Below are 22,992 nucleotides of genomic sequence, written 5' to 3'. Positions count from 1 at the left end.
AGAGGCTCTAAGGGTGCTGGTCCCGCAGCAGGAACCGCTGGAGTTTTCCGGTGGCCGTCCGGGGCAGGGACGCCTGGAAGACGAAGACCCGCGGGCATTTGTGCGGGGCCAGGTTGGCCTTCATATGGGCGCGCAGCGAGTCCGCGGTCTGCTCCGAGCCCTCCGTCAGCACCACGTGCGCCACCACGATCTCGCCCCGCAGCTCGTCCGCCCGGCCCACCACGGCGGCCTCCGCGACCTCCGGGTGGCGCAGCAGGGCGTCCTCCACCTCCGGGCCCGCGATGTTGTAGCCGGAGGAGATGATCATGTCGTCGGCGCGGGCCACGTAGCGGAAGTAGCCGTCCGGTTCGCGGACGAAGGTGTCGCCGGTCATGTTCCAGCCGTGCCGGACGTACTCCGTCTGCCGGGGGTCGGAGAGATAGCGGCAGCCGACCGGACCGCGTACGGCCAGCAGTCCCGCCTCGCCGTCGGGCAGCTCGTCCCCGCGCTCGTCCACCACCCGGGCCTGCCACCCCGGCACGGGCACCCCGGTCGTGCCCGGCCGGATCGCGTCGTCGGCGGCCGAGATGAAGATGTGGAGCAGTTCGGTGGCCCCGATGCCGTTGATGATGCGCAGCCCCGTCGCCTCGTACCAGGCCCGCCAGGTCGCCTCGGGGAGGTTCTCCCCGGCCGACACGCAGCGCCGCAGCGCCGAGAGGTCGTGGCCGTCCAGCTCCCCGAGCATGGTGCGGTAGGCCGTCGGCGCGGTGAACAGCACCGAGACCCGGTGCCGGACCAGGGCGGGCAGCAGCTGCCGCGGGCCCGCCTGCTCCAGCAGCAGCGTCGAGGCCCCGGCCCGCAGCGGGAAGACCAGCAGCCCGCCCAGGCCGAACGTGAAGCCCAGCGGCGGACTGCCCGCGAACACGTCGTCGGCCGAGGGGCGCAGCACATGCCGGGAGAAGGTGTCGGCGATGGCCAGGAGGTCCCGGTGCAGGTGCATACAGCCCTTGGGGCGCCCGGTGGTTCCCGAGGTGAACGCGATGAGCGCGACCTCGTCGGCGGCCGTGTCCACCGCCCGGTACGGCCCGGTCCTGGCCTCGGCCAACCGGGTCAGGTCCCCGGCCGCGTCCCCGCCGAACAGGGTGATCCGCAGGCCCTCCACGTCCGCCTCCGCCAGGTCCCGCGCCGACCGGGCGTCGCACAGGGCGTGGCCGATCCGCGCCAGCGAGCAGATGGTGGCCAGCTCCGTCGCGCGCGCCTGCGCCAGTACGGTGACGGCGACCGCGCCCGCCTTCATGACGGCGAGCCAGCAGGCGGCCAGCCAGGGCGTCGTCGGCCCGCGCAGCAGTACCCGGTTGCCCGGCACGACGCCCAGGTCGTCCGTCAGCACACGGGCGATGCGGTCCACCGTCTCCCGCAGCTCTCCGTAGCTCCAGACGCTCCCGTCGCCGGAGAGCAGCGCGGGGCGGTCCCCGCCCCGTTCCTCGACGGTCCGGTCCAGCAGTTCGTGCCCGCAGTTCAGCCGGTCGGGGTAGCGCGGCGCGGGATCCTCCAGGAGGAGCTCCGGCCACTGCTCCGGCGGCGGGAGATGGTCGCGCGTGAAGGTGTCGGCGTGGGCGCCCGCGGCGTGCGGGGGCGGCTCGGGATGCGCGCCGGGGACGCGTACGGACGCGTCGGCGGCGGCTGTGGGCGTGTTCGGCGAGGAATTCGGCTCCATGAAGGATCGCCCCCTTGTCGCCTCTGGAGCGTATCGTTTGGGTGACGGTAGTCAACGGTCCGCGATAAGACATGACCTGCGATGCGACGAAGCGACGAGAAGCCACGCAACGCGACAGGGCAGCCGACGCGACAGGGCACGTAACGCGACAGGGCACCCGACACGACGGGACACGACGGGACACGACGCGACAAGAGAGGCGCCGCCATGACGGCATTCTCCCTCGAACCGGAACAAACCGCCTGGTGCGAGGAGCTCCGCACCCTCGCCGCGCGGGAACTGCGCCCGCTGGCGGAGAAGGGGGAGCCCGGGCGCGTCAACCGCCCGCTGCTGGCCGCTCTCGGCGAGCTGGGCCTCCTCGGCCGGATGCTGGGCTCCGGGGCGCTGGACCTGTGCCTGCTGCGCGAATCCCTGGCCCGGGGCTGCACCGAGGCCGAGACCGCCCTCGCCCTCCAGGGCCTCGGCACCACTCCGATCGTCCAGGCGGGCACCGCCGCCCACCGCGAGCGCTGGCTCCCCGAGGTGCGGGCCGGGCGGGCCGTCGCCGCGTTCGCGCTGAGCGAGCCGGGTGCGGGTTCCGACGCGGCGGCCCTGAGCCTGGCCGCCGAGCACACCCCGGCCGGCTGGGCGCTCACCGGTGGGAAGTGCTGGATCTCCAACGCCCCCGAGGCCGACTTCGCCGTGGTCTTCGCCCGGACGACCCCCGGGGCGGGATCCCGCGGCATCACCGCGTTCCTGGTCCCGTCCGACCGCCCCGGACTCACCGGCTCCGCCCTCGACATGCTCTCCCCGCACCCCATCGGCACCCTGGAGTTCGACGGCGTACCCGTCACCGCCGACGACGTGCTCGGCGAACCCGACCGGGGCTTCCGCGTCGCGATGAACACCCTCAACCTCTTCCGGCCCAGCGTCGGAGCCTTCGCCGTCGGGATGGCCCGCGCCGCCCTGGACGCGACCCTGGAGCACACGGCCCACCGCACCGCGTTCGGCGGCCCCCTGAGCGACCTCCAGGCCGTCTCGCACCAGGTCGCGGAGATGGCCACCCGCACCGAGGCCGCCCGCCTCCTGGTGTACGCGGCGGCCGCGGCGTACGACGCGGGGGAGAGCGGCGTGCCCCGCCGGGCGGCGATGGCCAAGCTGTACGCCACCGAGACCGCGCAGTACGTCGTCGACGCCGCCGTCCAGCTGCACGGCGCCCGCGCCCTGCGCCGGGGCCATCTGCTGGAACACCTCTACCGCGAGGTCCGCGCGCCGCGGATCTACGAGGGCGCGAGCGAGGTGCAGCGCACCATCATCGCCAAGGAGCTGTACGCGAGCGCCGCCCAGCGGCCCGAGCCCTCCGTCGAGCAGCGCCATGACCAGCTGTCCCGTGACGCGCTGCCCCGTGATCAGCAGTCCCTCGCCGACCAGCCCGCCGCCCAGCAGCCCGCTGCCCCGGAGCCCGTGGAGCCCGCGGGCCTCACCCAGGAGCCGCCCGCATGAGTCCGTCCCACCGGATCAACCCGGCCGAACTCTCCCCGCCCACCGGCTTCAGCCACGCCGTCGTCGCCACCGGCGGGCACCTGGTCTTCCTCGCCGGGCAGACCGCACTCGACCCGGACGGAAAGGTCGTCGGGGCCACCCTGCCCGACCAGTTCGCCGTCGCCCTGGGCAATCTGCTCACCGCTCTCCACGCGGCCGGCGGCGCCCCCGCCGACCTCGCCCGGGTCACCGTCTACGCCACGGACATCGCCGACTACCGCTCCCACGCCCCCGAACTGGGCCGGATCTGGCGCGGGCTCGCGGGGCGCGACTACCCGGCGATGGCCGTCATCGGGGTGGCCCGGCTCTGGGACGAGCAGGCGATGATCGAGATCGACGGGTTCGCGGTGCTGCCGTGAGCCGGGCGTCCGGGTAGCGGCGGGAGGGCCGCGGGGCGGGGCCGAAGGAGGCCGGACGCCGATCCGGTTCTGGCTCTCCAACCTGCCCGAGGCCACCCCGTTGCCCGTCCTCGTGCATGGACACCACGGAGGTCTCCGCCTTCATCCTCGACGGTTCACCGTTCGGCCCGACGAAAGCAGAGCCAGCAGCCACCCGGCCCTGGTGGAGGTCGGGACCATCCCCGCAGATGCAGGGAGCGGACTTCCGTGGTGCGTCGCCGGGCGGAGCCGGATCGTTCGGATGCTGTATTCCTCGTGTTGGGAACCGTTCCGGCTGTCCGGGACTCCCCCTCCATGGTGCCCATGGTTGATCACTGTCGTGGTGCCGTACCGATCCAGCCGAGGAAGAACCGAGGATGACCGTGCCCTTGTCGTCACACCGACGTCTGACCGTGAGTGCCGCGTTGATCGCCGCGCTCGCCGGAGCTCTCGCTCCCGCCACCACAGCGTCCGCAGCCCCGCCCGCCGCCCCTTCCCCGGCGCCCGCACCGGATATGGCCGAGGTCGTCGCCGCACTCGAGTCCGCGATGGCCAGCGGGGCGCCGGGCGCGATGGCCCGCTACTCCGGCCCGGAAGGAGCCGAGGAAGGAGCTGTCGGCGTCCGCGACCGGGAGTCCGGCGCGGCGATGGACACCAAGGCGCGGTTCCGGATCGGGAGTGTCAGCAAGACGTTCTCCAGCGTCGTACTGCTGCAGTTGGTGGAAGAGGGCCGGCTGAAGCTGGACGCGCCCGTCAACACCTACCTCGAAGGCCTTCTGCCTGACGACCGGGTCACGGTCCGTCACCTCCTCACCCATCGCAGCGGCCTGGCCGACTACACCAACGCCATGTTCAACCAGACCGTGCCGGGTTTCGAGGCCGTACGAAACCGGGTGTTCAGCTACCAGGAGCTGGTGGACCTCTCCCTCGCCGAGCCCCGGACCACCGAGCCCGGGGTCGCGTACAAGTACTCGAACGCCAACTTCGTCGTCGTCGGCATGCTGATCGAGAAGCTGACACAGCGCCCGGTGGCCGACGCCTACCAGCGGCGCATCATCAAGCCGCTGGGGCTCCGCAAAACCGCGTACGTCCACCCGGACACGCGCATCAAGGGCACACACGTGCGCGGCTACCTGCACCCCGACGAGGCTGGTGCGCCACTCGTCGATTCAACGGAGCAGACCGTTTCCTGGGCTCAGTCGGCCGGCGCCGTCATCTCCAGCCCCGCCGACCTCAACACCTTCACCAGCGCCCTCATGCGCGGTCGGCTGCTGTCCTCGGCGATGCTGGAGGCGATGACGACCGTAACCCCGACGGACACCACCAACACCCGGTTCTACGGACTCGGCCTACGCCGCTACGACCTGACGTGCGGCACCCAGGTCTACGGCCACACCGGCACCGTCCAAGGCTTCTACACGTACGCCTTCTCCACCCGTGACGGCCGCCGGAGCCTTTCGGCCTTGGCCAACACCTCCAACCGCGGCGCCGCGAACACCGCGCTGGGCGGCACTCTGGAAGCCGCCTTCTGCGGCAAGCAGCCGACACCCGCCCCGACCGGCCGCTCCACGGCACCCTCCGCCTCCCCCGACCGAGCACCGCTGCCCGCCGAGCGTGACCTGCCCGAGCGCTACTGAGACGCGGCACGACTGGTCGGCACTGCGAGTCGGCCAGTCCAGCAGGGCACCACTCCGCTCGGCGACGGCCGGTCCGCATTGAGGTCGATCCCACACAGTCGGCCCTCGCCAAGGTGACGGCTGTCGTTCTCAGCTCACCCCTGAACCACCGCCTCCGGCGCCGTCTGCTGTCTTTGAGCGGGTTCGCGCCTGTCACCGCCGTGGCGCTCGCCCTGGCAGTTCCCCTCGACTTCCAGGGCACCCAGGCCCGCGACACCGCGCTACGTACTGCTCGGGCTGGTGCGGCACATGGCCGAGGACGAAAGGCACTTCCGCCGGCTGGCCGGCGAGGACTTGCCCGGGATCTACCGCACCGTTGAAGACCGTGACGGGGACTGGAACGGGGCGATCGCCGACCCCTCGACCGTGGAGGACGCCTGGCGGCAGTGGCGGGCCGAGAGCGAGGTGACCGACCGTTTCATCGCGGCGCGCCGGTCGAGTGAATCAGCCTGAGGGATATATCTGTATTTAGTGCCTTTTATTCCGGATACCCCGCCGCCCGAACCGGACACCCCTCGGTGATCGCGCTCATCGTCGCCCACTTCGCGCTCGCGGCCTGCGCGGGCCCGCTGGTGCACCGGCTCGGCCGCCGGGCCTTCGTCGTGCTGGCCCTGCCGCCGGCGGCGGCCACCGTCTGGGCCCTCACCCGCTGGAGCACCGCCGCGTCCGGAGGCGCGGACACCTGGTCCTGGCAGTGGATCCCGGACTACGGCGTCGCCCTCGACCTGCGCCTGGACGCGCTGGCCGAACTGATGGTGCTGCTCGCCGCCGGGGTCGGCGCGCTCGTCCTGCTCTACTGCGCCTCCTACTTCACGGACGACACCCCGCAGCTGGGCCGCTTCGCCGGGAACCTGCTCGCCTTCGCGGGCGCGATGCTCGCCCTCGTCCTCGCCGACGACCTGATCACGCTCTACGTGTTCTGGGAGCTGACCACGGTCTTCTCCTACCTGCTGATCGGCCACGGCAGCGAACACCGGCACAGCCGCCGCTCCGCCCTCCAAGCCCTCGTCGTCACCACGTTCGGCGGCCTCGCCATGCTCGTCGGCTTCCTGATCCTCGGTCAGGCCGCCGGCACCTACCGGATCTCCGCGATCGTCGCCGACCCGCCCGAGACGACCCTCGCCGTGTCCGTCGCCGTCGTCCTCGTGCTGTGCGGGGCCCTGTCGAAGTCCGCGATCTGGCCGTTCTCCATGTGGCTGCCGAACGCCATGGCCGCTCCGACCCCCGTCAGCGCCTATCTCCACGCCGCCGCGATGGTCAAGGCCGGCGTCTACCTGGTCGCCCGGCTCGCCCCCGCCTTCGCCGACGTCCCCGTCTGGAAACCCGTCGTGCTCGTCCTCGGCGGCGCGACCATGCTGCTCGGCGGCTGGCGGGCGCTGCGCCTGAACGACCTCAAGCTCGTCCTCGCCTACGGAACCGTCAGCCAGCTCGGCTTCCTCACCCTGCTCGCCGGAACCGGCAACCGGAACGCCGCGCTCGCCGCCGCCGCCCTGATCCTCGGGCACGCCCTCTTCAAGGGCCCGCTGTTCCTCGTCACCGGCATCGTCGACCACGCCGCCGGCACCCGCGACCTGCGCGAACTGTCCGGGGTCGGCCGCTCCCTGCCGTACGTCGCCGGTGTCGCCGCCCTCGCCGCCGCCTCCATGGCCGCCCTCCCGCCGCTGCTCGGCTTCGCGGCGAAGGAGGCCGCGTTCGAGGCGCTGCTGCACGGCTCCGCCGCCGACCGGTGGGCGCTGGCCGTCGTCGTCGCGGGCTCCGCGCTGACCACCGCGTACAGCCTGCGGTTCGTCTGGGGCGCGTTCGCCCGCAAGCCCGGCGTCCCCGACACCCCCGTCCACCGCGTCGGGTGGGCCTTCCTCGCCCCGCCCGCCCTGCTCGCCGCCCTCGGCCTCGTCCTCGGCCCCGGTGTCGGCTGGACCGACCGGCTGCTGGGCGCGTACGCCGACACGTTCCCGGCCGAGGGGAAGCCGTACCACCTCGTCCTCTGGCACGGGTTCGGCAGCGCGCTGCTCCTGTCGGCCCTCGCCTGGGCCGCCGGCGCCGTGCTCTTCCTCGGCCGCGCCCACGTCACCCGGCTCTCCCGCCGGATCGCCTGGCCCACCGCCGACAGCGTCTTCGGCCATCTGCTGCTCGGGCAGGAACGTCTCGCCCTCCAGGTCACCGGCTTCATCCAGCGCGGCTCCCTCTCCGTGTACCTCGCCACCACCCTCCTCGTCATGCTCGCCGGGCAGCTCACCGTCCTCATGGTCGACACCCCCTGGAACGGGGCCGTACGCCCCCGGCTCTGGGACAACCCGCTCCAGGGCGCGGTCGCCGCCCTGACCTGCGCCGCCGCCCTGCTCTGTCTGACGGTGCGCCGGCGCATGAAGGCCGTCGTCCTGGCCGGCCTCACCGGATACGGCACCGCCCTGCTCTTCGTCGTCCAGGGAGCACCCGACCTGGCGCTCACCCAGTTCTGCGTCGAGACCGTCTCGATGATCGTCTTCGTGCTGGTGCTGCGCCGGATGCCCGTCCACTTCCACGAGACCGTCAGCACCTGGCGGCGGGCCGCCCGCATCCCGACGGCCCTCGCGGCGGCAGCCACCGTCGGCGTCGGCATGTGGGTCGCCGCCGCCGCGCGCACCGCCGAACCGGCCGGCGCCGCCATGGTCCGGGAGGTCGCCGACCACGGGCTCAAGGACGTCGTGGCCACCATCCTCGTCGACCTGCGCGCCTGGGACACGATGGGGGAGTCCGCCGTGCTCGCCGCCGCTGCGATCGGCGTCACCAGCCTCATCTACCTGCACCGCCGCAGCGAGGGCACCATGGTCCAGGAGGAGTTGCGGGGCCGTACCGCCTGGTCCCTGTCGGCGCACCACTCCTCCCGACTGCCGCAGGGCGACGACGCGGCCCCCGAACGCGGCTGGCTGGCCGCCGGCGCCACCCTCGCGCCCGAGCACCGCTCGATCGTCTTCGAAGTGGTGGCCCGGCTGCTGTTCCACCCGATCCTCGTGCTCTCGGTCTATCTGCTGTTCTGCGCCGAGTCCCTGCCCGGCGGCGGGTTCGTCGCCGGGCTCGTCGCCGGACTCGCCCTGATCACCCGCTACCTGGCCGGCGGCCGCTTCGAACTCGCCGAGGCCGCCCCCCTGCAACCGGGACTCTTCACCGGACTCGGCCTCTTCATCTCCACCGGCGTGGGCCTCCTCGGACTCGCCGAGGGCACCGTCCTGCACGCCTTCACGTACTACGGACACCTGCCGGTCTTCGGCGACTACCACCTGAGCACCTCGGTCCTCTTCGACTTCGGCGTCTACCTGCTGGTCCTCGGCGTCGTCCTGGACATCGTGCGGGCCCTCGGCGCCAAGATCGACCGGCAGATCGAACGGGCGGCGGGCGTCCTCGCCCCCGAAGGCGGCCCCGAGGCGGGAGGGACCCCCCGATGATCGTCAGCGCCTCGCTCCTCGCCACCGCCGTCGTGCTCTGCGCCGTCGGCGGCATCCTCATGCTCACCCGCCCGCTGACCCGCATCCTGCTAGGCGCCGTCATCCTCGGCAACGGCATCAACCTGCTGGTCCTCTCCTCCACCGGCCGGGCCGGCGCCGCGCCCCTGCTCTACGGGGTGTCCCTGAGCCGGGTCACCGACCCGCTGCCCCAGGCCATCGCGCTGACCGCCATCGTCATCACCCTGGCCACCACCGCCTTCCTGCTGGCCATGGCCTACCGCAGCCACCAGATCACCGGCACCGACGAGGTCCACGACGACCTGGAGGACCGCCGCGTCGTGCTGCGCGCCGAAGTGCTCGGCGAACGCGCCCAGTTGCGCGAACAGTTCCGGTCGGGGGCCGAACCCACGGCCGAGGAGCGCGAACGCTATCGGGAGGAGCGCCGCCGGCTCCGCGACCGGCTCCGCGCCGACCGCGCCCGCCAGGCCCGGGGCCGCGACGCCTCCGGCAACCTGTGGAACGACGTGCTGGGCGCGGACCCGGAGGACTACGCACGCGACGGCGACGCCAAGGCGGACGACCGCTACCCCCGCGACCGAGGAGCCGACGGATGAACGCGCTCGTCCCGCTGCCCGTGCTGCTGCCGCTGTGCGCCACCGGCCTCAGCCTCGCCTTCGGCACCCGCCTGGGGCGCTTCCAGCGCTTCATCAGCGTCGCCGTGCTGACCGCCGTGCTCGCGCTCTCGGTGATCCTCATGATCGCCGCCGACCGGCAGGGCCCGCTCTCCGTCCACCTCGGCGACTTCGCCCCGCCGCTCGGCATCACCCTGGTCGCCGACCGGCTGTCCGGCCTGATGCTCACGGTCTCCTCGGCCATCACGCTCTGCGTGCTCGTCTACTCCCTCGGCCAGGGCATGACCGACCGGGACAAGGAGACCCCGCTCGCCGTCTTCCACCCCGCCTACCTGATCCTCGTCGCCGGGGTCTCGTGCACCTTCCTCGCCGGTGACCTCGTCAACCTCTACGTCGGTTTCGAGATCATGCTGGTCGCCAGCTTCGTCCTGCTCACCCTCGGCGGCACCGGACCCCGGATGCGGGCGGGCTCCACCTACGTGATTATCTCGCTGTTCTCCTCGATGCTCTTCCTCACCGCCATCGCCATGACGTACGCGGCCACCGGCACCGCCAACTTCGGCCAGCTCGCGGGACGGCTGGCCGACCTCCCCATCGGCGTGCAGACGCTGATCCAGGCGCTGCTGCTGACCGTCTTCGCGATCAAGGCGGCCGTCTTCCCGCTCGCCGCCTGGCTTCCCGACTCCTACCCCACGGCCCCGGCCCCCGTGACCGCCGTCTTCGCCGGACTGCTCACCAAGGTCGGCGTCTACTGCATGCTCCGCACCGAGACCCTGCTCTTCCCCGGCAACCGTCTCGGCGACCTCCTGATGGCCGTCGCGCTGGCCTCGATGGTCATCGGCATCCTCGGCGCGGTCGCCCAGACCGACCTGAAGCGGCTGCTCTCCTTCACCCTGATCAGCCACATCGGCTACATGGTCTTCGGGATCGGCCTCGCCACCCGCGAGGCGTACGGCGGGGCCATCGTGTACGTCGCCCACCACATCACCGTCCAGACGACCCTGTTCCTCGTCGCCGGTCTCATCGAACGCCGGGGCGGCACCACGGAGCTGACCCGGCTCGGCGGGCTGGCCAGGGCCGCGCCGATGCTCGCGGTGCTGTTCTTCGTCCCCGCGATGAACCTCGCCGGAATCCCCCCGCTGTCCGGCTTCATCGGCAAGCTCGGGCTGATGCGCGCCGGCGTCGCCGACGGCGGCGGCTGGGCCTGGCTGCTGGTCGCGGGCTCGGCGGCCACCAGCCTGCTGACGCTGTACGTGGTCGCCAAGGTCTGGAACCTGGCCTTCTGGCGGGCCGCCCCGCCCGGCCAGGCCGCCGCCGGCACGGTCCTGGAGTCCGGCGACGACAGCGACGACGACGCGGACGCGGGCCCCGACCGGATCCGCGGCACCGGTGACGAGGGCATCGCCCCGGCCCGCCGCCCGGCGGGGCAGGCCGTCGCCGCGACCCTGCACGCACGGGCCGTCATCACCACCAGCCGGCTGCCCCGCCCGATGATCGCGGCCACCGCGGCGACCATCGCGATCGGCCTCGCCTTCACGGTGTTCGCCGACCCGCTCACCGCCTTCACCGACCGCACGGCCGCCGAGATCCTCCAGCGGACCCCTTACGTCCAGGAGGTGCTGGGCCGGTGAAACGCATCCTGCGCCTCTCGTTCCGCAACGCCGATCTGCCACCGCTGAGCTGCGAACTCGGCTCCCGCCGACGCGTGCTGGACCTGCCGCTGATCGCCTGGCTCACCGTCATCTGGGTGCTGCTCTGGTCCACCCTCACCTGGGCCAACGTCATCACCGGCCTGGTCGTCTCGGTCGCCGTCTGCCTCGCCTTCCCGCTGCCCCGGGTCGACCTCGGACTGCGGCTCCACCTCTGGGGCATCCTGCGCCTGGTCGGCTACCTCCTCTACGACATGTACACATCGGGGGTGAAGGTCACCCGGCAGATCTTCTCCGGCCTGCCGCACCGGGCCGCCGTGATCGGGGTGCCCCTGCGCTGCCGCAGCGACCTGATGCTCGCGGCCACCGCCGTCGCCGTCTCCAACGTCCCCGGCGGCTCCATCATCGAGGTGCGCCGGGCCACCGCCACCCTCTTCCTGCACGTCCTGGACGCCGACCGGCCCGAGGAGCTCGAAGCCGCCCGGCGCCAGGTGTGGCGGATCGAGGAACTGACCGTACGGGCCTTCGGCACCCCCGACGAGATCGCCCGGGTCGCCGAACCCCCGCCACCGCCCCAGCTCGCCGCAGGGAGACCCGCACCATGACCGCGCCCGAGCAGGTCGACCGCGTCCTGCTGACCGCCGCCGTCGTCCTGATCCTGCTCGCCGGGGCCCTGCTGCTGGCCCGGGTCTGGCGGGGCCCCTCCATGCTGGACCGGGCCATCTCCCTGGACGTGTGCGCCGCCCTGATCATCGCCGGCCTCGCCGCCAAGTCGGCGTTCGCCCGGGACCCGTTCTACTTCCCGATCATGCTGGTGCTGGCGTTCCTCGGGTTCACCGGCTCGGTGGGCATCGCCCGCTTCATCGCCGTACGCGACCGGCCCCGCGAGGCGCCCCGTTCCCCGCGTCCCGACGACACCGAGGAGGGCCCGGGATGAATCTCTGGCACCAGATCGCCGACACGGCCGGCGCCGCACTGCTCCTCGTCGGCGCCGCGATCTGTCTGCTCGGGGCGATCGGCATGATCCGGCTCCCGGACGTCCTCTCCCGCAGCCACGCGGCGACCAAGCCGCAGACCCTCGGCATGATCCTGGTCCTGGCCGGGGTCGCGCTGCGGCTGCGCGGCGGCATGGAACTCGCCACCCTCGGCCTCATCGCCTTCTTCCAGATGCTCACCGGCCCGGTCGCCTCGCACCTGGTGGCCCGTTCCGCGTACCGCACCGGGCAGATCGAACACGGCGACCTGCTCTTCGACGAACTCGACGAGCAGCTCACCGACGGCAAGTGAGCGCGCGTCGGGCTTCACGCTCCTGGTACCCGGTCCAGGAATCCGCTCACCGAACCGATCCGTGCCCTCTCCTCGGGTCGCCCCGGCGCTCCGGGGCGGTGACCCCACCTTGGCCCCGGGGGCCGGGCACGGTCGATCACCCCGGAGGCAAGGGGGCTTTGTGTGCGGCTCCGCCGCCGGGCGTAGGGTCGAAGGAGATCGCGCAGCGCGCAGGACGAGCGGGGACGGGGAACCATGGCGTACGGAACGGTCACGACGGTCAGCACCAGTGGCGGGCACACGTTCAGCAAGGAGAGCCGGGACAGCGTGACGCTGCTCGCCGGACTCGGCGTCGAGGGCGACGCCCACGCGGGCGAGACGGTCAAGCACCGGTCCCGGGTCGCGCAGGACCCCACCCAGCCCAATCTGCGGCAGGTCCACCTGATCCAGGAGGAACTGTTCACGCAGCTGGCCGACGCGGGATTCACCGTGGCCCCCGGAGAGCTGGGCGAGAACATCACCACCCGAGGCATCGACCTGCTCGCCCTCCCCACCGGCACGCGCTTGAGGATCGGCGACGACGCGGTCGTCGAGGTCACCGGCCTGCGCAACCCCTGCCTCCAGATCGAGGCCTTCCGGGAAGGGCTGCTGAAGCAGGTCGTCGGCCGGGACGCGACGGGCGCGGTGGTGCGCAAGGCGGGTGTCATGAGCGTGGTCCGCCGCGGCGGTGTGGTCCGTCCCGGAGACACGGTCGCCGCCGAACTCCCCGCCGGGCCGCACCGCCCGCTGGAACGCGTCTGATCCCCACACCGTCCTGTCCCCGCCAAAGCGCCCACGGGCCGGTGTCCGCATGCCATGATGCGGGCAATGCCGGACGCTGGGGGGCGTATGGGAAGCACGGGCACAGTGCTGCGCGAACTGCGCGGCGCACAGAAGAGCGCCAAGGGCGTCTCGCTCTATTCGCGGTACGTGAACCGGCCCGCCGGGCGGGTGCTCGCGGCCGGGGCGTATCGCATGGGGATGACGCCCAATCACGTCACCCTGACCAGCGCGCTCTTCACGTACGGAGCGGTGGCGTCGGTCGCGCTCGTCGAGCCGTCCTGGGCGCTCGGCGCCCTGGTCTGGGCGGGCCTCGCGGTCGGCTTCGCCTTCGACTCCGCCGACGGGCAGCTCGCCCGGCTCACCGGCCGGGGAGGGCCCGACGGGGAGTGGCTGGACCACGTCGTGGACTGCGGGAAGCTGCTGCTCGTCCACGCCGCGGTCCTGATCTCCTTCTACCGCTTCGGCGAACTGCCCAGTGAGGCATGGCTGTTGCTCCCGCTGGGTTTCCAGCTGGCGGCGGTGGTGACCTTCTGCGCGGGACTGCTGCGCGAACAGCTCGGCAAGGCGGCGGTGAGTGCCCGGGGTCCGTCCTGGGCGGCGCCGGACGCGGCGGCGCCCGTCTCACGGGTGCGGGCCGTGGCGCTGCTGCCCGCCGACTACGGGGTGTTCTGCCTGGTGTTCCTGCTGCTCGGCGCACCCGGGGCCTTCCGCGCCGGGTACGCCGTGCTCGCGCTGGTGCAGGCGGTGTTCCTGGCGGCCTTCCTCGCCAAGTGGTTCAGGGAGCTGAAAGCGCTCCGGGCCGGTTGACGAGCACGTCCAGCGCCCGGCGCAGCTGGGTGCTGGACGTGTGCACGGTGTACGGGAAGTAGACGACCTCCACGCCCACTTCGGCGAAGTCGCACTCCAGCTTCTCCCCCTTGTCCGTGCCCCGCCAGTCGTCCCCCTTGAAGATCACGTCGAACCGGACCTGCTGCCAGGTCTCGACCTTGTCCGGCACGGTCTCCACGAACGCGGCGTCCACGAAGCGCACGCTGCGGACGATCTCCAGTCGTTCGCGGAGCGGGATCACCGGCGTGTGGCCCTTGGCGAGGGCGGCCATCTCGTCCGAAACGACCCCCGCGACCAGGTAGTCGCACTGACTGCGGGCATGCCGCAAGATGTTGAGGTGCCCGACGTGGAACAGGTCGTACACCCCGGGTGCGTAACCCACCCTGTGCTGCACCATCCGTATCTCTCCCCCCACGGTGAACATGATCCGGTGATGTTCCAACGACCTTACTGTGAAGAACACTTGTGCAAGCCGTGAACGGATAAGCTCGGCAGGGGCTGTTCCCCGGTGGGGGCAGCGGCTGTCGTGGGGGGGAAGGCGATCGTCCGATGTCCGAAGCGTCAAGGTCCAGTCCGATCCGAGGCCGCCGACTTCTGGTGGTTTCGACCAACTACGCGCCGGAGCTCACGGGCATAGGCCCGTACGCCACCCAACTGGCCGAACACTGGGCCGCGTCCGGGGCCCGGGTCCGGGCCCTCACCGGTATGCCCCACTACCCCTCCTGGCGGCTGGAGGAGGCATACCGGGGCGTCTGGAGGACGGTGGAGATACGCGGCGGCGTCGGCGTGCACCGGCGCCGGCACTATGTGCCGTCCCGTCAGACCGCGCTGCGCCGCGCCGCGTTCGAGGCGAGCGTCCTCGCGACCGGGCTGTTCGCCCCGCCGCCCGGACGCCCCGACGCCGTGATCTCGCAGATGCCCAGCCTCGCGGGCGGCGTCATCGGAGCCCGCCTCGCCCGTCGCCACCGCGTCCCCCACCTGCCCGTCGTCCAGGACCTGATGGGCGCCGCCGCCGCGCAGAGCGGCATCCGGGGCGGCGGCAGGGCCGCCACCGTCGCCGCGGCCGCCGAGCGGTACGCACTGCGCGGGGCCGCCCTCGTCGGCGTCATCCACGAGAGCTTCGTCCCCGGCGTCACCGCTCTCGGCGTCGACCCCGGCCGTATCCGCCTCGTCCCCAACTGGACCCATGTGCAGGGCCCCACCGCCGACCGGGCCGCGACCCGCGCCCGGCTCGGCTGGCCCGAGGGCGCCCCGGTCCTCCTGCACTCCGGCAACATGGGGCTCAAGCAGGGGCTGGACGTCCTGGTGGACACCGCCCGCCTCGCCCCCGACGTCCGCGTCGTCCTGATGGGCGACGGCAACCAGCGCGACGCCCTGCGCGCCCGCGCCCAGGGACTGGCCAACGTGGACTTCCTGGAGCCCGCGGCGGCCGAGGAGTTCACCGACGTCCTCGCCGCCGCCGACGTCCTCGCGGTCACCCAGCGCGCCTCGGTCCTCGATATGAGCGTCCCCTCCAAACTCACCTCCTACTTCACCTCCGGACGCCCCGTGATCGCCTCCGTCGCCGACGAGGGCGGCACCGCCGACGAGGTCCGCCGCTCGGGCGCCGGAGTCCTCGTCGCCCCCGAGGACCCGGCCGCCCTGCTCGAAGCGGTGCGGAAGCTGGTCGCCGACCCGGCCGCCGCCGACGCCCTCGGGGCCGGGGGCCCGCACTACGTCGCCCGCCACCTGAGCCGGGAGGCGGGCCTCGCCCGCTTCGACGACCTGCTCGCCGAGGCCCTGCCGGACGCACAAGGGAGCCCCCGCCGATGACCCCGCACCACCGCGCCCCGGACGACCAGGACGAGCCGGCGCTCCTGCGCGACCAGTTCCGCCAACTCCTGCGCTACCGCTCCCTGCTGGCCACCGGAGTCGTCGTCGGCCTGCTCGGCGGCGGCTATCTCGCCCTCGGCGGCGAGGACACCTACACCGCCACCGGCGAGGTGCTCGTCCGCTCCGCGATCTCCGACCCCTTCGCCGCCGGATCCACCGCGGACAAGGGCATCAACATCGGCTCCGAGCGCCAGACCGCCGTCAGCGACACGGTGGGCACCCTCGCCGCCGGGACCCTCCTCAAGGCGGGCGACGACGTCACCGCCCGCAAGCTGCTCACCGGGCTCCAGGTCACCAACCCGCCCAACACCCTCACCCTCCGCTTCTCCTACACGGCCGCCACCCCCGAGCAGGCCCGCGCCCGCGCCGAAGCCCTCGCCGGGGCCTACCTGGCCCACCGCAAGGCGCGCACCCTGGAGAGCATCCAGAACATGTCCGACGGCTACCGGGCCCAGCTTCGCCCGCTGGAGGAGAAGCGCGACCTGCTGGAGGACCAGACAGGAACGGGCGCGGAGGACGACGTCAGCAGCGCCCGCGCCAACATCATCGTCTCCATCTCCGAGCTGAGCCGGAAGATCTCCGAACTGAAGGCCCTGGACACCACCCCCGGCTACCTCAACAAGAAGCCCGTCGCCCCCACGTCGCCCACCGGCCCCGGACTGCCCCTGCTCCTCGGGCTCGGCGGCGTCGTCGGCCTCGCCCTGGGACTGCTGCTCTCCTGGGTGCGCCTCGTCTTCGACCCCGCCGTACGCTCCCCCCGGGAACTGGTCCGCTCGCTCGGCGCGCCCCTGCTCGGCACCCTGCCCCGGGAACGCGCCGCCGCGGGCAGCCTGCTCGCCATCGGGCGCGGCACCTCCCGGCTGGCCGAGGAGTACCGCGCCGTCGCCTTCCGGCTCGCCTACGACCCGTCGTTCGCCGAGAGCCGCCGTCTGCTGGTCACCGCACCCCGCGGCGACAACACGGCGGCGGCCGCCGCGGCCGCCAACCTGGCCGCCGCCTTCGCGGAGATGGGCCGCGACGTCCTGCTCGTCGAGGCCGACCTGCGCACCCCATCGCTCGCCCGCGACCTCGGCTCCGGCTCCCACGAGGTGCGCCCGCCGCGCTGGGCCGCCGAGGAGGGCGGCGGCTGGCCCGCCGGCGGCCGCACCAACGTGGACGTGCCCGGCTCCGGGGCCTTCGCCCTGATCCCCGGGACCACCGTCGACAACGTCCCGCGCGCCCTGACCTCCCCAACCGTCGGCCGCATCGTCGCCGAGGCGGACCGGGCCGGCAACGTCGTCATCGTCCTCGCCCCGCCCGTCCTGTCCTACGCGGACGCGGTCGCCCTGGTCGACCGGGTGGCGGGCGTCATGGTCGTCTGCGACCCGCGCGAGGTGCACCGCAGCGACCTCGAACGCATCCGCGAGATCATCGGCGCCTCCGGCGGCGCCGTCCTCGGCGCGCTGCTCCACCCCGGCCACAGGCGGCTGCGGCGCGCGGAGCGACGGGCGAAGCCGTCCCGACGCCGGGGCGGTGGCGGCGGCCCCGCCCCCACCGCCGGGCCGGACGCTCCCGAGACCACCGGCGATCCCACCGAGACCCTCGGCCTGCGCGCCTTCACCCAGCCGGCCGCGCGCAGGTGAGAGCCCGTACCGCCGTCCTCTGCTCGGTCGCGGACCAAGGTGTGGCGGCGCTCACCAACATCCTGGTGCTCCTCGCCGCCGCCCGGCTCTCCACCGTCGCCGACTTCGCCCGCTTCTCCGCGGTCTACCTGGTCTTCACGGTGCTCCTCGGCGTCGCGGGCGCGTACACCGGGCAGCCGCTGGTCCTCAAGCGCGGCGCGGGGGAGGAGACCCGGGGCGCCTGCCGGTCCGCGCTCGCCTTCACCGTCCTCGCCTCGGCCGCCCTCGGCACGCTGCTCGCGGCGGTCTGCGTCCTCGTCCCCGGCGACACCGCCCGCGCGCTGATGACGCTCGGCCTCGTGCTGCCCGTGGTGCTGGGACAGGACGCGGGACGGTACGCCTTCGCCACCCTCCAGCGCCCCCATCTCGCCCTGACCGCCGACCTGTTGCGGCTCGCCTGCGTGCTCGGGGCGCTCGCCGCGCAGGAGTACGGGGCGTCCCCGGCCCGCCTGATCGCCGCCTGGGGCCTCTCCGCACTGCCCGCGCTGCTCCTGTCCGCCGCCCTCCTCCACCGGGCCACCGCCGGGGCCCGGACCCGACTGCGCCCGATGCTGCGGCGTGGCCATCTCGGACAGCGCTTCACCGTCGAGTTCGGCGTCGGCAACGCGACCGGTCAGCTGTCGGTCCTCGGCCTCGGCGCGGTCGGCAACCCGCTCCTCGTCGGTGCGCTGCGCGGGGCGACCACCCTGTTCGGACCGCTCAACGTGCTCTATACCTCGGCCACCTCCTTCGGCCCCCCGCTGCTCGGCCGCATCGGCGACGAACGCCGGCGGGTCCGGGCCACCGCCGCCCTCGCCGCCGTCCTCGCGGCGACCGCCGCGCTCTGGACCACCGTGCTCGCCCTGCTGCCCGCGCGCGCCGGACGCGAACTGCTCGGCGACACCTGGCCCACGGCCGCCGCCCTGCTCCCGGCGACCGGCAGCCAGTACGCGGCGATGGCCGTCGGCACCTGCGGGCTGCTCGCCCTGCGCATGCTCGACCCGCGCACCACGCTCTCCATCCAGGTCGTCTTCTCGCTCACCGCCGTGGCGCTCCTGGCGGGCGGTTACGTCATCGGGGGCGTCCCGGGCGCCGCCTGGGGGCTCGCCCTGGGCTCGCTCTGCAAGGCCGCCGCGACCTGGACCAGAGTGGCCCGGCTCCGCCGCCGGGGGCCCGCGCCCCAGGGGCCCGTCAGCGCCGACGCGCTGCCCGCTGCTCCCTGAACGTGGTGATCAGCATCAGGCACAGCGCCGCGATGGCCAGCTTCCCCACCGCCTGCAACAGCGGCCCGCGCAGCAGGATGAAGGTGTACCCGGCGATCAGCGGGGCCGCGATCGCCAGCACGCTTCCGGGCCCCGGCCCCGCCCGGGTGACCGCGAGCGCGTACCTGCGGTCGGTACGGGCCGACGCGTAGCCGATCAGCGCCATCCCGCCGACCATCCCGGCCGGGCCGAGATCGACCCAGAACTCGGTCCACAGCGGCGCCGAGAGGTTGGTCATCCGCAGCCCCATCCACTGCCCGACCCGGACCCCGGTGTCCTCCGGCTTCCCGCTCCACACCGCACGCGGCACGAAGAACAGCGCCGAGCCCGTCAGCTGGCGGCCGTAGGTGTGCCCCCGGGTGTCCACCCACGAGATGGTGTTGGCGAACATCACCATCTGGTCGTAGTCCTTGGTCACCAGCGGATCGAAGACCGAGGCCGACTGCACGGGCCGCTCGCCCCCCTCCTCGTACCGGAACTTGTCCGCGTACGGGAACACCACCAGCGCCCCCACCACCCCCGTCGTCAGCACCGTGCGGTAGAACGCCGCACTGCTCGGGAACGCGGTGAACACGAACGCCATCAGCACCGTCAAGAACCAGTAACGGGCGTTGGAGACCGGGTTGTTCACCACGAGGTTCAACGCCGCCAGCGCCACCCACACCAGCACCGTCGACGGGGTGCGCCGGGCGCGCCGGGACGTCGCCAGCCGACGGGTGTAGAACAGCAGCGCCAGCAGCGCCGGGACCTGGCCGAAGCCCTTGATGAACGCCGAGCCCACATTGGACCCCTCCGTCACCACCCCGCTCGCCGCGACGGTCTCGTTGATCTCCTGCCGGCTGGAGAAGAAGACCGCGGGCCCGCCCAGCTTCAGCACGTAGAACGCGCTCGCCGCGAAGGCCAGCAGCACGAGGAGCCGCAGCCGCACCGGATGCGCCCGGGCCGGCCCTCCGCCCGAGTCCCGTGCGGAGGGGGTACGGCGGCGCAGTGGACGCCGTGAGGCCAGCAGCGCCCCCAGGTCGTAGGCCGCACACCCCACCAGGATCATCGCGATCGCGGTCACCAGGTCCTGGCGCGGCCCCACCATCGGCGTCGGCGTCTGCCCGATCACCACCTGGGCGAACGGCGCCACGCCCATCGCGATGTACACGAACATCCAGAAGACGCCCTGGAGCAGCCGCCGCCGGGTCGAGAGGATCATCGTCGCCAGCCGGGCCCCCGCATAGCAGGTCAGCACCAGCTGGAGCCAGTACGCCGTGTCCCGGACCCCGGTGCCGGGCTGGGCGGCGATCACCGCGGGCAGGAAGCAGACCAGCCCCAGGATGAGCGGCACGGACAGCGCCCGCGACAGCATCGACCAGGCGATCGGCCGCTCGGGCGGCTCCGGGGGGCCGCCCGGAGCTCCCGGCCGCGCCGGACGAGCGGCCGCGCGGTCCACCTCCCCCCGCGCCGACGTGTGCACCGACGTCATGCGCCCCCCAGGGATCAGTGAACCGCTGGACACTCTAACGAATCCGCCCACTTGAGGAAGACCGATGGCTACTCTGTGAACAAGTGGCCGTGATCGAGGGGAACTCCGGTGAAAATCCTGCATGTTGTCACGCTCCACACTCCGGACCACGCCTTCGGCGGTCCGACCCGGGTGGCGTTCAACCTGTCCAGGGTCCAGCGGGCGGCCGGGGACGACGCCCGTGTCATGGCCCTCGGCGACGGCTTCCCCGACGGTGAACTGCCCCGCCACGTGGAGGGAGTTCCGGTCCACCTCTTCCAGGCGCGGCACCTGCTCCCGATGTTCGAGGTCAGCGGCATCACCTCCGCGGCGCTGCTGAACACCGCGCGCCGCATGATGCGCGGCGCGGACCTCGTGCACGTCCATCTGATGCGGGACCTGGTGACCCTGCCCGCGGCGCTCCTCGCGCTCGCGACCCGGACGCCCCTGGTCGTCCAGACCCACGGCATGATCGACCCCACCGAGAAGAAGGTCGCCCAGCTCACCGACCTGCTCGGGGTCCGCAAGGTGCTGCGCGACGCCGACGCCGTCCTGCACCTCACCGAGATGGAGCGGGTCGACGTGAACGCCGTCGCCGCCCCCGTCCCGCTCACCCGCACCGTCCGGCTGGTCAACGGGGTGCGCCCGCAGGAGCGCAAGCCCGCCCGCGCCCCCGGCCGCCCGCCCACCGTGCTCTTCCTCGCCCGGATCCAGGAGCGCAAGCGGCCCGAGGACTTCGTCGCCGCGATGCCGCACGTCCTCGCCCGCCACCCGGACGCCCGGTTCGTGCTGGCCGGGCCGGACACCGGCGCGCTGGCCGGCACCCTCGCCCTCGCCCGGAAGCTGGGTGTGGCCGACTCCCTTGACCACGTTGGCCCGTTGGAGCACGATCAGGTCCTGGCAGCCGACCGCGAGGCCGATGTGTATGTGCTGCCGGCGATCGAGGAGCCGTTCCCGGTCTCGGTGCTGGAGGCGATGTCGGTCGGCACCCCGGTCGTCATCACCCGCACCTGCGGGCAGGCCCCCGATGTGGCCGGGGCGGGGTCGGGCCGGGTCATCGACAGCCGGGTCGGCGAGGACGCGGCCAACGCCCGCAAGGTCGCCGACGCGATCCTGGAGCTGCTGGAGCCGGAGGCCGCCGAGCAGGCGGGCAAGGCCGCCTGGGAGCTGGTGAACGAGCGGTTCACCATCGAGGCCGTCACCGCCACCCTCCGGCGGACCTACGAAGACGTGGTCCGCCGGAGGCGGGGGTGGTGAGCGCCGATCTTGTCAACGCGTCGGCGTCTCCCTCGACTTGAGGGCGATCTGCCAGCGGTAGAAGCTCATCGCCAGCGCGAAGTCGAGACCCGCCCGGCCGTCCAGGAAACCCCGCTTGTAGAGATACATGTAGGCGAAGGACACCACGGGCTTGAACGGCGCCTTGTGGAACAACTGCCCCTGGCGCGACTTGACCTGGCGCACCTGCTCCTTCACCTCGGGGTGCTGCTCCAGCCATGCCTCCCAGTCCGAGTAGCGGTTGTGCCGCTCGAACCAGGCGGTCACCGGATCGAGGTCCTGGTGCTCGATCGGGTGGGTGAGCGTCCCCACCGTCGCCGCGACCGGCTGGTAGTGGCCCTCCACCTCACCGATGCCCGGGGCGTCGAGGTCCCCGACCTCCGGGTAGTGGGAGCGGGTCCGGTCGGTCAACGACCGCTTGCGGATGGTGTATCCGTGCCGCAGCCGCTTTCCCGAGAACCAGTAGCCGAGCGGGATGTCGTACGCGGCCGGCTTCGGGGCCGCCGGGTCCCGGAAGGTCGCCCGCAGCTCGGCCAGCAGCCCGGGGCTGAGCCGCTCGTCGCCGTCCAGGAGCAGGATCCAGTCCAGGTCGGTGCGGACGTTCTCCAGGCACCACTGCTTCTTCCGCGGGTGGCCCCCGTCCCAGGTGTACGTCATCACCTCGGCCCCGCACTCCTCGGCGATCTTGACGGTGTCGTCGGTGCTGTGGGAGTCCACCACCACGACCGCCTCGAAGTGGCCGAGCACCGATCTCACCGCCTCCGCGATGTTCAGGCCCTCGTTCTTCGTGGGGATCGCCACGGCTATCGGCAGCTTCGGCTTTCCTGCGGTCATCCCTCGGCTCCTTCGGGCAGCCAGGCGTAGCAGCCTGTGGAGGTGAACGTGCGGGCGGACTTCGGGATCGTGATCGTGCGGGAGACGCCGGTGTCGGACGTGCCCGAGGACAGCTCCTTGCCGCCGGCCCCGGCGATCTGCCAGGAGCAGCCCGTGGTGGGGGAGGCCGACCGGTAGACGCCGGGCCGGAGCTTCTTCCCGGTGTGCGTGCCGTCCGGGTAGGCGTACGCGGCCTCGTCCACCAGGTCCTGGTGCTGGGGGCAGAGCCCGGCGACCGCGTCCGCCGCGTCCGGGATCTCGCCCGTCGCGACGGCGCCGACGGCGGTGTCCCGGTCGGCCTTGACCAGATAGCGGAGCTTGTCGCACGCCTCCTGGCCGGTCTGGAGCACGGCGGCAGGGTCCATGCCCTGGGGCACCCGGTCCGCCAGATACTCCTTCTGCTTCTTCGTGAACGTCCCGGTGGCCGGGGTGATCTCGTCGGCCGGTGTCTTCGGGCCCGTGGCGGGAGCGGACGGGCCGACGGCCTCCGGGGCCTCGGGCTCCCCGGCGGTGGGCGTGGCGGGTGGGGTGGGCGTGCCGGCGGACGGGCCGGGGGCGGCGGGCCCGGAGGCCGCGGGGCGCTGGGCGCCCGCGGCCTCCGGACCGTTCCCGCCGGCGGACGAACCGCAGGCGGCCAGCGTCGCCGTCGTCATGACGACGACGGCGCCGGCCAGGAACGGGTTCCTCATCGG

Annotated in this window: 19 protein-coding genes and 2 pseudogenes; 16 read left to right on the top strand and 5 right to left on the bottom strand. The window is 72.9% G+C overall.

Annotated elements, in window-relative coordinates:
• Positions 1–7 precede the first annotated feature (7 nt).
• Positions 8–1,696: an AMP-binding protein gene (locus D581_RS0109420; protein WP_018956994.1), complete on the bottom strand. Its 1,689-nt coding sequence runs from the start codon at positions 1,694–1,696 to the stop codon at positions 8–10.
• Between the two features lie 207 nt (positions 1,697–1,903).
• Here D581_RS0109420 and D581_RS0109415 point away from each other — a divergent pair, with 207 nt between their 5' ends.
• The 12 genes and pseudogenes from D581_RS0109415 to D581_RS0109360 all read left to right on the top strand — a co-directional run bounded on the left by D581_RS0109415 (position 1,904) and on the right by D581_RS0109360 (position 13,868).
• Positions 1,904–3,178, top strand: coding sequence for an acyl-CoA dehydrogenase family protein (locus D581_RS0109415; protein WP_018956993.1), 1,275 nt, complete (start codon positions 1,904–1,906; stop codon positions 3,176–3,178).
• Entirely contained in the window at positions 3,175–3,576 is a 402-nt protein-coding gene (locus tag D581_RS0109410) for a RidA family protein (RefSeq protein ID WP_018956992.1), read from the top strand. The genes D581_RS0109415 and D581_RS0109410 overlap by 4 nt, the downstream gene beginning before the upstream one ends.
• A gap of 395 nt (positions 3,577–3,971) precedes the next feature.
• Positions 3,972–5,231 carry a serine hydrolase domain-containing protein gene (locus tag D581_RS0109405; protein WP_051114563.1) on the top strand — a complete coding sequence of 420 codons (1,260 nt, stop codon included), beginning with the start codon at positions 3,972–3,974 and terminating at the stop codon, positions 5,229–5,231.
• Positions 5,232–5,498: 267 nt separating this feature from the next.
• Positions 5,499–5,696, top strand: a pseudogene (locus tag D581_RS01000000137055) (mycothiol transferase); the annotation flags it as partial.
• 92 nt (positions 5,697–5,788) lie between these two features.
• Positions 5,789–8,692: a Na+/H+ antiporter subunit A gene (locus D581_RS0109395; protein WP_018956989.1), complete on the top strand. Its 2,904-nt coding sequence runs from the start codon at positions 5,789–5,791 to the stop codon at positions 8,690–8,692.
• Positions 8,689–9,306, top strand: a complete 618-nt coding sequence (locus D581_RS0109390) for a Na(+)/H(+) antiporter subunit C (RefSeq protein ID WP_018956988.1) — start codon at positions 8,689–8,691, stop codon at positions 9,304–9,306. The genes D581_RS0109395 and D581_RS0109390 overlap by 4 nt, the downstream gene beginning before the upstream one ends.
• The gene (locus D581_RS0109385) at positions 9,303–10,955 is read left to right on the top strand and encodes a Na+/H+ antiporter subunit D (RefSeq protein ID WP_018956987.1); all 1,653 of its coding nucleotides are present in this window, start codon (positions 9,303–9,305) and stop codon (positions 10,953–10,955) included. The genes D581_RS0109390 and D581_RS0109385 overlap by 4 nt, the downstream gene beginning before the upstream one ends.
• Entirely contained in the window at positions 10,952–11,578 is a 627-nt protein-coding gene (locus D581_RS0109380; protein WP_018956986.1) for a Na+/H+ antiporter subunit E, read from the top strand. Before D581_RS0109385 ends, D581_RS0109380 begins: the two co-directional genes overlap by 4 nt.
• Positions 11,575–11,910 (top strand): MrpF/PhaF family protein, encoded by a 336-nt coding sequence (locus D581_RS0109375; RefSeq protein ID WP_018956985.1) that lies wholly within the window; start codon positions 11,575–11,577, stop codon positions 11,908–11,910. Before D581_RS0109380 ends, D581_RS0109375 begins: the two co-directional genes overlap by 4 nt.
• Positions 11,907–12,260 carry a monovalent cation/H(+) antiporter subunit G gene (mnhG, locus tag D581_RS0109370; protein ID WP_018956984.1) on the top strand — a complete coding sequence of 118 codons (354 nt, stop codon included), beginning with the start codon at positions 11,907–11,909 and terminating at the stop codon, positions 12,258–12,260. The genes D581_RS0109375 and mnhG overlap by 4 nt, the downstream gene beginning before the upstream one ends.
• A 234-nt stretch (positions 12,261–12,494) precedes the next feature.
• The gene (locus D581_RS0109365; protein ID WP_018956983.1) at positions 12,495–13,040 is read left to right on the top strand and encodes an MOSC domain-containing protein; all 546 of its coding nucleotides are present in this window, start codon (positions 12,495–12,497) and stop codon (positions 13,038–13,040) included.
• 87 nt (positions 13,041–13,127) lie between these two features.
• Complete coding sequence (locus tag D581_RS0109360; protein WP_018956982.1) at positions 13,128–13,868, top strand: CDP-alcohol phosphatidyltransferase family protein; 741 nt, start codon at positions 13,128–13,130, stop codon at positions 13,866–13,868.
• Here the strand turns inward: D581_RS0109360 and D581_RS0109355 are convergent.
• Entirely contained in the window at positions 13,837–14,286 is a 450-nt protein-coding gene (locus tag D581_RS0109355; RefSeq protein ID WP_018956981.1) for an adenylyltransferase/cytidyltransferase family protein, read from the bottom strand. The two genes, D581_RS0109360 and D581_RS0109355, sit on opposite strands and share 32 nt — an antisense overlap.
• Positions 14,287–14,438: 152 nt before the next feature.
• Between D581_RS0109355 and D581_RS0109350 the strand changes: the two genes are divergently transcribed.
• From D581_RS0109350 to D581_RS0109340, 3 genes are read left to right on the top strand one after another with little or no spacing between them, the layout of a single operon-like run.
• Positions 14,439–15,701 carry a glycosyltransferase gene (locus D581_RS0109350; RefSeq protein WP_026290360.1) on the top strand — a complete coding sequence of 421 codons (1,263 nt, stop codon included), beginning with the start codon at positions 14,439–14,441 and terminating at the stop codon, positions 15,699–15,701.
• Positions 15,698–17,383 (top strand): LPS biosynthesis protein, encoded by a 1,686-nt coding sequence (locus D581_RS0109345; protein ID WP_018956979.1) that lies wholly within the window; start codon positions 15,698–15,700, stop codon positions 17,381–17,383. The genes D581_RS0109350 and D581_RS0109345 overlap by 4 nt, the downstream gene beginning before the upstream one ends.
• Complete coding sequence (locus D581_RS0109340; protein ID WP_026290359.1) at positions 17,380–18,624, top strand: hypothetical protein; 1,245 nt, start codon at positions 17,380–17,382, stop codon at positions 18,622–18,624. The genes D581_RS0109345 and D581_RS0109340 overlap by 4 nt, the downstream gene beginning before the upstream one ends.
• Here the strand turns inward: D581_RS0109340 and D581_RS0109335 are convergent.
• Positions 18,593–20,134: a hypothetical protein gene (locus D581_RS0109335; RefSeq protein ID WP_018956977.1), complete on the bottom strand. Its 1,542-nt coding sequence runs from the start codon at positions 20,132–20,134 to the stop codon at positions 18,593–18,595. The genes D581_RS0109340 and D581_RS0109335 overlap by 32 nt on opposite strands.
• Before the next feature lie 108 nt (positions 20,135–20,242).
• On the opposite strand from D581_RS0109335, the gene D581_RS0109330 reads away from it, so the two are divergent.
• A complete protein-coding gene (locus D581_RS0109330; protein WP_018956976.1) occupies positions 20,243–21,409 on the top strand; it encodes a glycosyltransferase in 1,167 nt (388 codons plus the stop codon).
• On the opposite strand, the pseudogene D581_RS0109325 reads toward D581_RS0109330, so the two are convergent.
• Together D581_RS0109325 and D581_RS0109320 are read right to left on the bottom strand one after the other, a co-directional pair.
• A pseudogene (locus D581_RS0109325) lies at positions 21,351–22,261 on the bottom strand (glycosyltransferase family 2 protein). The gene D581_RS0109330 and the pseudogene D581_RS0109325 sit on opposite strands and share 59 nt — an antisense overlap.
• Complete coding sequence (locus tag D581_RS0109320) at positions 22,258–22,989, bottom strand: Rv1352/Rv1906c domain-containing protein (protein WP_018956974.1); 732 nt, start codon at positions 22,987–22,989, stop codon at positions 22,258–22,260. The pseudogene D581_RS0109325 and the gene D581_RS0109320 overlap by 4 nt, the downstream one beginning before the upstream one ends.
• Positions 22,990–22,992 lie beyond the last annotated feature (3 nt).

The organism is Streptomyces sp. CNB091 (assembly GCF_000377965.1).
This window is presented reverse-complemented; position numbering and strand designations above follow the sequence as displayed.